Annotated in this window: 8 protein-coding genes; 5 read left to right on the forward strand and 3 right to left on the reverse strand. The window is 68.7% G+C overall.

The window, feature by feature from the left end; translation table 11 throughout:
• The first annotated feature begins 24 nt into the window (after positions 1-24).
• The 3 genes from cofH to M3N53_13835 are packed head-to-tail and all read left to right on the forward strand — an operon-like array spanning position 25 to position 7002.
• A complete protein-coding gene (gene cofH / locus M3N53_13825; GenBank protein ID MDP9069406.1) occupies positions 25-2418 on the forward strand; it encodes a 5-amino-6-(D-ribitylamino)uracil--L-tyrosine 4-hydroxyphenyl transferase CofH in 2394 nt (797 codons plus the stop codon).
• A gap of 28 nt (positions 2419-2446) precedes the next feature.
• The gene (locus M3N53_13830; protein MDP9069407.1) at positions 2447-5626 is read left to right on the forward strand and encodes a glycosyltransferase; all 3180 of its coding nucleotides are present in this window, start codon (positions 2447-2449) and stop codon (positions 5624-5626) included.
• Positions 5623-7002: a DUF5719 family protein gene (locus M3N53_13835; GenBank protein ID MDP9069408.1), complete on the forward strand. Its 1380-nt coding sequence runs from the start codon at positions 5623-5625 to the stop codon at positions 7000-7002. The genes M3N53_13830 and M3N53_13835 overlap by 4 nt, the downstream gene beginning before the upstream one ends.
• On the opposite strand, the gene M3N53_13840 is transcribed toward M3N53_13835, so the two are convergent.
• Positions 6983-7744 (reverse strand): gamma-glutamyl-gamma-aminobutyrate hydrolase family protein, encoded by a 762-nt coding sequence (locus M3N53_13840; protein ID MDP9069409.1) that lies wholly within the window; start codon positions 7742-7744, stop codon positions 6983-6985. The genes M3N53_13835 and M3N53_13840 overlap by 20 nt on opposite strands.
• A gap of 81 nt (positions 7745-7825) precedes the next feature.
• Here M3N53_13840 and M3N53_13845 point away from each other — a divergent pair, with 81 nt between their 5' ends.
• Complete coding sequence (locus M3N53_13845) at positions 7826-9022, forward strand: cystathionine gamma-synthase (GenBank protein MDP9069410.1); 1197 nt, start codon at positions 7826-7828, stop codon at positions 9020-9022.
• Positions 9019-9765 (forward strand): enoyl-CoA hydratase/isomerase family protein, encoded by a 747-nt coding sequence (locus M3N53_13850; protein ID MDP9069411.1) that lies wholly within the window; start codon positions 9019-9021, stop codon positions 9763-9765. Before M3N53_13845 ends, M3N53_13850 begins: the two co-directional genes overlap by 4 nt.
• Here the strand turns inward: M3N53_13850 and M3N53_13855 are convergent.
• The gene (locus tag M3N53_13855) at positions 9754-10365 is read right to left on the reverse strand and encodes a methylated-DNA--[protein]-cysteine S-methyltransferase (protein ID MDP9069412.1); all 612 of its coding nucleotides are present in this window, start codon (positions 10363-10365) and stop codon (positions 9754-9756) included. The genes M3N53_13850 and M3N53_13855 overlap by 12 nt on opposite strands.
• Complete coding sequence (locus tag M3N53_13860) at positions 10362-10751, reverse strand: sigma-70 family RNA polymerase sigma factor (GenBank protein MDP9069413.1); 390 nt, start codon at positions 10749-10751, stop codon at positions 10362-10364. The genes M3N53_13855 and M3N53_13860 overlap by 4 nt, the downstream gene beginning before the upstream one ends.
• Between the last annotated feature and the right edge of the window lie 175 nt (positions 10752-10926).

The following is a 10926-nucleotide window of genomic DNA, read 5'->3' on the forward strand; positions in this document are numbered from 1 at the left end:
AGGGCAGGCTACTAGACTCCCCCCATGACTCGTCTGGACGCTCTGGCCGGGCGCGCGTCTCGGGGCCAGCGTCTGTCCGACGACGAGGTTCGAGAGCTCGCCGCAGCGGCGCGACACGACCCCTCGACCGTTCTGGCGGCGGCCTCGACGTTGAGAGACCAGACCTCCGGGCCGCGGGTCACCTTCTCGAAGAAGGTCTTCATCCCACTGACGAAGCTGTGCCGCGATTCCTGCGGCTACTGCACCTTCGCTCATCCGCCGCGCCCGGGCGAGAGGGCATACCTGACGCTGGATGAGGTCCTCGAGATCGCGCGCGCCGGGGAGGCCGCCGGATGCCGCGAGGCTCTGTTCACCCTCGGCGACAAGCCGGAGCGGAAGTGGCCGGAGGCGCGGGCAGAGCTCCAGGCGCTCGGGTACGACACCACGGTCGACTACCTGGTCGCGGCCTGCCGGGCGGTTTTGGAGCACACGGCGCTCCTTCCACATGTGAACCCCGGCGCGTTGACGCTCGAGGAGGCCCAGCGGCTGCGACCGGTGTCGGTCAGCCAGGGAACGATGCTGGAGACACTGTCCGAACGGCTTCTGAAGAAGGGGATGGCGCACTTCGGAGCGCCGGACAAGAAGCCGGCCGTCCGGCTCGCGACGCTGGAGGCCGCGGGCCAGGCGCGGGTTCCGTTCACCACCGGGATCCTGGTCGGGATCGGCGAGACCTTCGACGAACGCATCGACGCGCTGGTCGCTATCCGCGCCTCACACGACCGCCACGGTCACATCCAAGAGGTGATCGTGCAGAACTTCCGCGCGAAAGCCGACACCCCGATGGCTCTCCACCCCGAGCCCTCCGCCGCGGAGATGGCGCTGCAGATCGCGTTGGCGCGATTGATCATGGGCGGCGACGTCGGGATCCAGGCGCCGCCGAACCTCACCCCGGGGGAATACGGCCGCTACCTCGACGCGGGGCTGTCCGACTGGGGCGGGGTGTCGCCGGTGACGCCTGATCACGTCAACCCGGAGCGGCCATGGCCGAAGCTCGACGAGCTGCAAGAAGTCACCGAGGGGCGGGGCTTCCTGCTCCTGCAGCGGTTGGCTGTCTATCCCGGCTACGTCTCGACGCCGGCGGCACTGGACACCTGGGTCGACGCGCGCCTCCGGGGTCCGGTCCTGGACCGCACGGACGCCGAGGGGCTGGCGCGACCGGACGAGCGATGGCACTCGGGCATCGACACGGCCCCCCCTGAGACGGCGCGGCGCGCGATCGAAGCCGCGGGCGAGGGAGCGTGGCGAGTGCCGGGACGCGTCGTGCGCTCCTCGGTGGCACGGGTCTTGGAGCGCGCGAGCGACGGCGAAGAGCTCGACGAGGCCGAGATCTCGTTGCTGTTCACAGCCCGCGGAGCCGAGGCGGAACGCCTGTATGCGGTCGCGGACGAGCTTCGCAAAGCGGCCGTCGGAGACGAGGTCACCTATGTCGTCAACCGCAACATCAACTACACGAACATGTGCTACTTCCGTTGTGGTTTCTGCGCGTTCTCGAAGGGGCCGAAGTCGCTCAACCTGCGCGGCGAGCCCTATCTGCTCACACCCGAGGAGGTTGCACGCCGCGCGCAGGAAGCCTGGGACGACGGAGCGACCGAGGTCTGCATGCAGGGCGGCATCCACCACTCCTTCACCGGGGACAACTACCGCGAGTACCTGCTCGCGGTGAAGAGACAGGTTCCCGAGATGCACGTGCACGCGTTCACCGCGCTCGAGGTGATGCAAGGTGCCGCGGCGTCGGGCGTGAGCGTTTACGAGTTCCTCGCGGAGCTCAAAGAAGCGGGGCTCGCCACCCTGCCGGGAACGGCGGCAGAGATCCTCGACGACGAGATCCGCGCGATCATCTGCCCGGACAAGATCAACACGAAGCAGTGGTGCGACGTTCACCGCGTCGCGCACTCTCTGGGCCTCCGGTCGAACGCGACGATGATGTTCGGGACGGTCGAGGGGCCGCGGCACTGGGCGCGTCATCTGGCGGTGGTGCGCAGCCTTCACAAAGAGATCTCGGATCGCAACGGCGGTCTGTTCGAGTTCGTGCCTCTCCCATTCGTGCACATGGCCGCGCCGATCTACCTGAAGGGCAGGTCGAGGCGAGGGCCCACCTTCGAGGAGGCTCTGAAGGTGCACGCGGTAGCGCGCGTAGCGCTGCACGGGTACATCGACAACATCCAGGTCTCGTGGGTGAAGATGGGCGAAGAAGGCGCCAAGTTGGCCCTGCAGGTGGGCGCCAACGACCTGGGTGGCACCCTGATGAACGAGAACATCTCCCGGGCCGCGGGGGCCAGCCACGGGCAAGAGCTCACGACGGAGCGGATGGAGGCCTTGGTACGCTCCATCGGGAGAGTTCCCAGACGCCGGACCACGCTCTACGGCGTGCCCGCGTAACTACCCCGACCTCGAAGAGCTTCCGCCTATGACCATACGAACGCAGCCGGCACGAACGCGCCCCACGACCTCGGTCCCCGATCCATCTCTGCCGAGCGTCCTCTGCATCGTCGTGACGCACAACGGACGGACGTGGTTCAAGGACTGCCTGGTCGCGCTCAACACACAGACCTATCCGCTCCTGGACGTGCTGGTCGTGGACGACGCGTCGGATGACTCTCACGTCGACCCGACGCTGAAACGCATCGCCAAGAGGCATCTGAAGCGGCGGCGGTGGGGTTACCTCAGGACGCCGCGCCCGCTGGGCTACGGAGGAGCCATCAACTGGGCCCTCTCGCGGGTTCGGAGTCGCGCAGACCTACTGCTGTTCATCCACGACGACGCGGCTCTCGATCCCACCGCGGTTCAGCGCATGGTGTGGCGGATGTACCAGGACGACGTCACGTCGATCGTCGGTCCGAAGATCGTGTCGTGGGACGACCCGGACCGTCTCGAAGAGGTCGGGATGGCGGTCGACAGATTCGGTTACCCCTACAAGGGCCTCGAGGAACATGAGATCGATCTCGGCCAGCACGACGCCGCCACCGACGTGTTCTATGTCACTTCCACCTGCATGCTGATCCGGCACGAGGTCTTCAAGCAGCTGCGCGGGTGGGACGCGCGGATGCGCGCGTTCACCGAGGACCTGGATCTGTGTTGGAGGGCGCGCGTGGCGGGCCACTCCATCCGCGTCGAGCCGGCGGCTCGCGTTCGTCACGCGATCGCTCTCGCGCGTGGTCAACGGAGGTCGCCGTTCACGCCTGCGCGCTACTTCATCCGTCGCAACCGGTTGCGCACGATCACGAAGAACGCCTCCGGCCTCCGCCTCCTCACGTTGATCCCTACGTTCGTCTTGTTGTCGTTAGGTGAGATGCTGGGCTTCATCGTCCTTCGCCAACCGCGCGAGATCGGCAACCTCGCGCGGGCGCTGGGTTGGAATCTGTTGACGCTCCCGCAGACGCTGTCGGAGCGAGCGCGTGCGCAGAAGGTCCGAAGGGTCCCAGATCGAAGGCTGCGCCGCCTGACGATCCGACAGAGCACGCGCGTGCGCTTCTACGTGTCCCACCAGGCGGGTCGGCTCGAAGAGGCGTGGGGACGCCGGGCCGAGTTGCTGTCGCGCCGGACGACGGAGGCACGTCGGCTGAGCAGGCGCTTCACCGGTCGCCTGGCGCTGGTCGCCGCGCTCGTCTTGATCGGCTTCGTCCTCGGCTTCCGCAACATCCTCTTCGGTCCACCGGCGTCCGTCGGCGAGCTCCTGCCCTATCCCGACAGCGCGGCCGCGATGTGGCGCGCCTTCACGTCACCGTGGCGCAGCGTCGGGTTCGGCCAGCCGGGACCGGCTCCTCCCGCGTTCGCGCTGCTGGGCATCTTTCCGATCGTGTCTTTCGGCGCCGCAGGGTTCGCGCAGAAACTCCTGCTGTTCGTGCTGGGCGCGACCGCATTCGCCGGTGCCTACTCGCTGATCGCGGAGCTGGTGGATCGTCCATCCCGCTATGTCGCGGGGCTGGTGTACGCGCTGGGAGCGGTCGGGTATGCCGGGATCAGACAGGGGGCGCTGGCCGCGATGGTTTTCGGCGCGATGGCTCCGTTCGTGCTCATGGTGATGATCAGGTTGATCGGCTGGGTCCGTCCTCCTGGCTGGAACCGCGGGCGCGCTATCGCGCGGGTAGCGATGGGGGCGGCGATCTCGGCCGCCTTCGTTCCGGGGTCGTTGTTCGTCTACCTCGCGGCCGCGGTCCTTCTGGCCGCGACGAGGACGGTCCTCGGCCGGGGGAGCAACCCGGCCCGCGGGTTGCTCTCGTGCGTGATCGCGCTCGTAGTGGCGTGGGCGCTGTTGCTGCCATGGAGCGGAACCTGGCTGCAACCGGGCGGGGCGCTCGACCTGTTGTGGTCCGACCGGACCTGGAGCACATTCGCCGCCCCGTTCGCCGAGCACGGCTTCATCAGCGCGATCCTCGGCCAGATGCCGGAGACGCCTCCGCTGTTCGGCTTGGCGCTGCCACTGCTCGGGACCATCGCGGTGCTGGTGGGCGACGGACAGAGGCGACGCATGGCGCTCGCGCTGTGGGCGGTCATCGTCGGGGTGGCGTGGTTGTCCGCGGCCATCTCGATCGGCGCGCTGCGCCCCATCGTTGCCTCGCCGACCGAGCTAGGCATGCTGGCAGCGGCGGCCTTCGCGGGTCTCGCCGGGTTAGCCGTCGGCGCGTTCCGCCTCGACCTTCCGCGCCGCGGCGTCGGGCGACACCACGCTCTGGCGCTCGGCGGCCTCGCGCTCTCTACCTTCTTGGTGGCGGCCGGGCTCGGGCCGGCTTTCGTCCAGGGCGGCTGGGACCCAGGCGGTGACTCGGGCCATGCCGACACGGAAGAGACCGAGCAGATCACGGGCCTGATGGCCAGCGAGGCCCAGGCGGAGGGCCAGTTCCGCGCTCTGTGGGTGGGAGACCGGTGGGGGTCACCGAGCCCGTCGCTGCCCCGTCCGGTCGGGCGACACACGATCACGGGAGCACGCGGCGAGCTGATGACCGATCTGTTCGAGTCTCCGGCGGGACCTGCCGAGAGCGAGGTTCAGGCGGTGATCGCCGCGGTAGAGCAGGGAAGGACGGACCGCGGCGGCAGTCTGCTGGGCGCCTTCAACGTTGGCTACGTGGTGCTGGAACGGGGGCCGGGCGCTCACCGCTGGTTGAGCCAAGCCGACCTGGCGGTGGCCCGCGACAACCCCGAGGAGCGGTACATGCTGCTTGCGAACAGGGAGGTTCTGCCTCGCGCCGGTGTGTTCGAGGAGCTTCCGACGATCATCTCGGTGGTGGCGGAGAGAGATCCCGCGGTCAACCGCGGCATCGTGTCTCCGCCTCGGGAGAACGCGGAGCGGGTGGGGCCGGCGCGATATCTAGCGGATCTGGAACGTGGAGAGGGAGTGGTCTTCCTCGCCGAGTCCCATGATCCTCGCTGGCAGGGCGACCTGGACGGGCTCCCGCTCGAGCGGGTGGACGCGGGCTGGGGCAACGGCTTTGCGCTCCCGGAGGGGGGCGGCGGCGAGGGTGTTCTCTCGATCAGCTATCGGCGCTCCGTGTCGGAGACCGCAGCCCTCGGAGTGCTCGCTTTGGCCTGGATCGTGATCGTCGGCGCCGCGTTCTCGCGTAACCCGCGTGATCGGCGGGCGACGATATGAGACTGAGCCGCGAAGCCTTGCTCGGCGCCTTCCTCGTTGTAGCGCTCGGCGGAGGCGTCGCGCTGGATCTCGTGACGGAGTCGCTCGCCGCAGGCCCGGCGCCTGGGGCCGCTCCGATCTTCGACGAGCGCTCGGTCTACTGTCCGCCGCCGCCCGTTCTGGGCGAGACGGCGTCGAGCGTGGTCCTGGGCACGGCGGCTCCTGGAGAGGTGCTGGTGGGGATCGACCAGGAGGAAAGGGTGGAGCTCGCCCCCGAGAGAACGCTCGTCGTCGATACCGTGGCGCCGACCGACCTCGTCGGCTACGGCCAGGAGATCGTGGCGTCGTCGCTCACCAGGTTCACGGGAAAGGTCGGCGGCACGGGCGCCGCGCGCTGCTCGAAGGCCGCCTCCACGCAGTGGCACTTCGCGGAGGGATCCAGCGCCGTCGGCGCCGAGCAACGTCTGCTGGTCTACAACCCCTTCCCGGATGAGGCGGTCGTGAGCGTTTCGTTGCTGACGCCCAAGGGCCCCGAGAGCAACGCGAGGCTCGCCGAGGGGCTCGCGGTGCCGGCGGGCGAGGCCACGGTGATCGAGCTGAACGAGTACATCCGCCAACATAACTTCGTCGGCGCATCCATCATCGCCAACAGAGGTCGCGTGATCGTGTGGCGCGCCCTGCAGCTGAGCCAGACGGGGCGCCCGGACAGCGCGCAGTTCACCCTTGGCGCGACCGCCCCCGCGACTGAATGGTTCTTCCCGGGCGGGGCGCTCGACGAAGGCATCGAGGAGCGCATATCGCTGCTCAACCCGACCGACGAGGAGGCTGTCGCGACGGTGTCTCTTGCGACCGGTTCGGAGACCATCCAGCCGCCCCAGCTCCTAGAGGTGGTCATCCCGCCCCAGACGCTTCTGCCACTTCCGTTGAAGGACAACGTCGGAGGCGCGGATCGCCGTGTCGGGGGAGCGTCCGTCATCGTCCGCACCACGAGCGGCCGGGTCGTTGCGGAGCGAAGCGTCCACTACGAAACCGGTGCCCTTACAGGGTCCGCGTCGGAGGTCGGGGCCACGCGCGCGACCTCCAGATGGCTCGCGGCACCGGCTGTCGCGGAACCGCGCGTCGACTCGATCGTGCTGCTTAACCCGGGGGCGGAGGCGGTGTCGGTCTCGTTGTCGTTGCTGAGCCCAGGCGAGAAACCCCTGCTGCCGGACGCCCTGCAAGACCTATTCGTGACGGGGGCCACCAGGCTCCAGCTGCCGCTGACGAAGTGGACCCGCGGTGAGGCTTACTCCGTTCTGGTGGACGCCGACGGCCCGGTCGTGGCGGAGCGGTTCGCGGCGGAGGGGCCGGACGTCGCAGCCGTCATGGGCCTGCCTCTCAAGCGGAACGAGCGGTGAGCTCCGACTCTTTCCCGCTGTAGGCCTTGGTCGCGGTCACGAAGCGGTCGAACAGCCTGCGCTGATGACGATCGGTGTCGGCCATGGCCTCGGGGTGCCACTGCACGCCCACCACCCACGTGTGGTCGCGCGAGACAACCGCCTCGAGCACGCCGTCCTCGGCCCACCCGACCTCCTCGAGCGGCCCGGCCACTCCATCGAGGCCCTGGTGGTGATGCGAGTTCACCGGGGCGTTGAGCGAGCCGATCAGGTCTTCGAACCGGCTTCCCTGCTTCACTCGAACGCCGTGCACCGGCTCCGCACGGGGCATGTCGCGGTCGTGCTCCAGCAGCGAGGGGTCCTCCGGGAGGTGTTGCACGAGCCGCCCGCCGAAGTAGACGTTCAGCAGCTGCATCCCGTGACAGATGGCGAATACCGGCATGTCCCGCTCGAGCGCGTGCCCCAGGAGGGTGAGCTCGAAGCGGTCGCGGCGGTTGCTGACGTTGTGAGTCCGCGGGTGGCGCGGGCAGCCGTAGAGCTCGGGGTCGATGTCACCGCCGCCGGGGATCAACAGGCCCGACGCTCCCTCGAGAGGTGAGGGGTCGTGAGGGTCGAGCTCGGTCAGGACCTCGAGACCGACGGGCACCTGCTCGGACGCCGGCAGGTCGAACGCCGACAGGACCTTTGTGTGACCGCCCGACGACCGGACCGCGTGCGAGTACGGGATGGGGATCCTGGTCAACCCCTTGCGCCACTGAGCCACTACCGCGATCCACGGGCGTCCGGGCGCCTTCGCCGTGGTATCCCTGTCGCTGATTCTATCCCTCCCTGTGGAGCTAGTGAGATGACCGACCCTATTCGCTTCGAGACCGCTGCCATCCACGCCGGTCAAGATCCCGACCCGGCGACCGGCGCTGCGGTCGTGCCCATCTATCAAACATCGACCTACGTGCAAGAAGCTGTAGCGAAGCACAAGGGATTCGAGTATTCCCGCACCGACAACCCGACCAGAAGGGCACTCGAGACCTGTCTCGCCTCCCTGGAGGGGTCAACGCACGCCGTGGCCTTTTCTTCCGGCATGGCCGCGATCGCCACCCTTGCGATGACGCTTCGCTCCGGCGACCGTGTCTTGATCCCCGACGATGTCTATGGAGGCACGTACCGGCTGTTCGCCAAGGTGCTGGCTCAGGTCGGCCTCGGCTTCGCCACCGTAGACATGGCTGATCTGGGTTCGGTTCGCGCCGAGCTGGCGGATGGCGCGGCCATGCTGCTGGCGGAGACGCCGACGAACCCGCTGCTGAAGGTGCTGGATCTGAGGGCTCTCGCGGACGCGGCACACGAGGCCGGAGCCGTGGTCGCGGTGGACAACACGTTCGCGACGCCGTACATCCAGCGGCCGCTCGAGCACGGCGCCGACGTCGTCATCTACTCGGCCACGAAGTACCTCGGCGGCCACTCCGATCTGGTCATGGGCTCTCTCGCGACCTCCGACGATGCCCTGGCGGAGCGGCTGCGGTACCTGCAGAACTCGATCGGCGCGATCCCCGGCCCCTTCGACTCCTGGCTCCTATTGCGGGGGCTGAAGACGCTGGCGGTGCGGATGGGGGCCCACTGCCTGGGAGCGGCGCGGGTAGTGGAGTGGCTGCAGGAACAGGACGCGGTGGGGAAGATCCACTTCCCCGGGCTCGCCCATTTCCCGAACCACGACGTCGCGGCCAGGCAGATGAACGCGACCGGCGAGCCGCTGTTCGGCGGGATGGTCTCGTTCGAGGTCGACTCCAAGGAGCGGGCGCTGCAGATCTGTCAGGGCACGAGGCTCTTCTTCCTCGCCGAGTCGCTCGGCGGCGTCGAGTCGTTGATCGAGCACCCGGGGGAGATGACGCATCTCAGCCTCGCGGGGTCCGGGATGGAGGTTCCCGAGGGCCTGGTGCGGCTGTCGGTGGGCATCGAGCACCCCGACGACCTGATCGACGACCTGGCGCAGGCGTTCTCTGTCGCCGCCGATGCGCCGCGGGCCGGTGCGGCGACGTCAGAGCAGTGAGCGTCGTCGAGCTTTCCTTCTCGGGACCCCGCGCTGACCTGCGGCTCAACCGCCCGGAGGTCCTGAACGCGATGAGCCTGGAGGTCTTCGACGCCCTCGCGACCGCGACCGAGGAGATCGCAGCCCGCGACGACATCCACGTGGTCGTGGTGTCGGGCGAGGGCCGGTCCTTCTCGAGCGGCATCGACGTGTCCTCGCTGGGTGGGATGGCCGGAGCCCCGGCGGAGCTCGTGGCTCGAGCGCAGTCCGGGTTCCGGAAGCTCGCCACGCTCGAGATGCCGACCGTGGCCGCGGTTCAGGGTCATGCCTACGGAGCCGGTCTCCAGCTCGCGTTGATGTGTGACCTGCGCGTGGTGGCGGAAGACGCGTCGCTCGGCCTCCTCGAGATGCGTTACGGGCTGATCCCGGACCTGGGCGGCTCCACGAGGTTGCCCCAGCTCGTCGGCGCCGGGCGCGCGAAGAAGATGATCATGCTGGCCGAGCGGATCGACGGGCGCCAGGCCGAGCGGATCGGGCTGGCCGAGGGCGTGGTTCCTGCGAGCGACCTCGTGGTCACCGTGGACGAGGTCGCGGCGCGCCTCGCCGAGCCGCCGCATACGGCCAAGCGGTGGGCGAAGAGGCTGGTGGATCGCGCGCACCTCGTCTCGCAGACAGACGGGATGGACGCGGAGGCCGAGGCGCAGCTCGCCTGCATGTCGTCGCCTGAGTTCCCGGACGCGGTGGCACGCTCGCTAGCGCGCTAACGCCCCCTCGAGCTCCAGCAGGAACTCTTTGCGGTGCAGCCCACCGGTGTAGCCGCCCAGCTGCCCCCCGGTCCGGACCACTCGGTGACAGGGCACGACGATCGGGATGGGGTTCGCGCCGAGCGCGTTTCCGGCGGCCCGGCTGGCGCCGGGGGCGCCCGCCTTGGTGGCCACGTCCCGATAGCTGGCGACCTTGCCGAAGGGGATGCGATAGGTGGCCTTCAACACGCGCTGCTGGAACGGGCCCATCAGGGCCCAATCGATCCGGAAGTCGAACCTCTGCCGCGCGCCCGCGAAGTATTCGTCGAGCTCTCGTCGCACCTCGTCGAGCTCTGCGGGAGCGTTCATGATGCGCGGCGAGATCTTCCGCGCTAGCTCTTGCAGCGCCGCGTCGTCGCTGCCGTAGTGCACACAGACGACACCCTTTCTGGTGACGGCGACGACGAGGGGGCCGAGCGGGGAGTCCACGTTCGCGTACGCCACGTCGACCAGCTTGCTCAACGCGGCTCGGCGCGCCAGCGCATACTTCGCGTCGGTGACCTGCCTCGGCGTCGGTTGCTGCGATCGCTTCGCGAGGGCGCTTTCCAGCTTCCGCGTCATCTCCACACCTCTTTCAGTCGGTCCAATCCTGCCTTACAGCTCTGACGAGCGGCGGCTTCCGAGCACCCGAGGATCTCTCCGATCTCTCGGTACGGGAGGTCGTTCACGTAGCGCAGCACAACCGCCCCACGCTGCTTCGCCGGCAGGGCCCGCACCGCCGCCCAGAGCTCGGGATCCGGCGCGCTCTCGGCGGCCGCGACCACCTCGGGGAGCTCTGTCGCCGAGAGACCGCCGCGCTGCCGGGCGCGATGGCCGTCGATCGCCTTCCTGGTGGCGATCGTCAACACCCATGCGCGCAGGTTCGAGCCGTCGCGAAGCTTCGGGTACGCGCGGAGCGCTGCGATGAAGGTCTCCTGGAAGCAGTCGTCGACCTCGTGCGGCGGCATGCAAGAGCTTAGGTAGCGATGTACCGCGGGCGCGTGAGCGTCTAGGAACCGTTGGAATGGCGGCAGCACGTCAGTAGAACGCCGAGGGCGGCGAGAACGTGAGGTTCAGGCGCGTTTCTGGTGTGCGAGGAACTCCAGCAGGTCCGCGCGGCTGAGGACGCCGAGTGGTCGCGAC

It is taken from the genome of Actinomycetota bacterium, assembly GCA_030776625.1.
GTDB lineage: Bacteria > Actinomycetota > CADDZG01 > CADDZG01 > WHSQ01 > MB1-2.

Coding starts and splice junctions, on each gene's coding strand:
- M3N53_13830 (MDP9069407.1), top strand. CDS start 2,447: ATGACCATACGAACGCAGCCGGCACGAACGCGCCCCACGACCTCGGTC.
- M3N53_13860 (MDP9069413.1), bottom strand. CDS start 10,751: ATGCCGCCGCACGAGGTCGACGACTGCTTCCAGGAGACCTTCATCGCA.
- cofH (MDP9069406.1), top strand. CDS start 25: ATGACTCGTCTGGACGCTCTGGCCGGGCGCGCGTCTCGGGGCCAGCGT.
- M3N53_13835 (MDP9069408.1), top strand. CDS start 5,623: ATGAGACTGAGCCGCGAAGCCTTGCTCGGCGCCTTCCTCGTTGTAGCG.
- M3N53_13855 (MDP9069412.1), bottom strand. CDS start 10,365: ATGACGCGGAAGCTGGAAAGCGCCCTCGCGAAGCGATCGCAGCAACCG.
- M3N53_13845 (MDP9069410.1), top strand. CDS start 7,826: ATGACCGACCCTATTCGCTTCGAGACCGCTGCCATCCACGCCGGTCAA.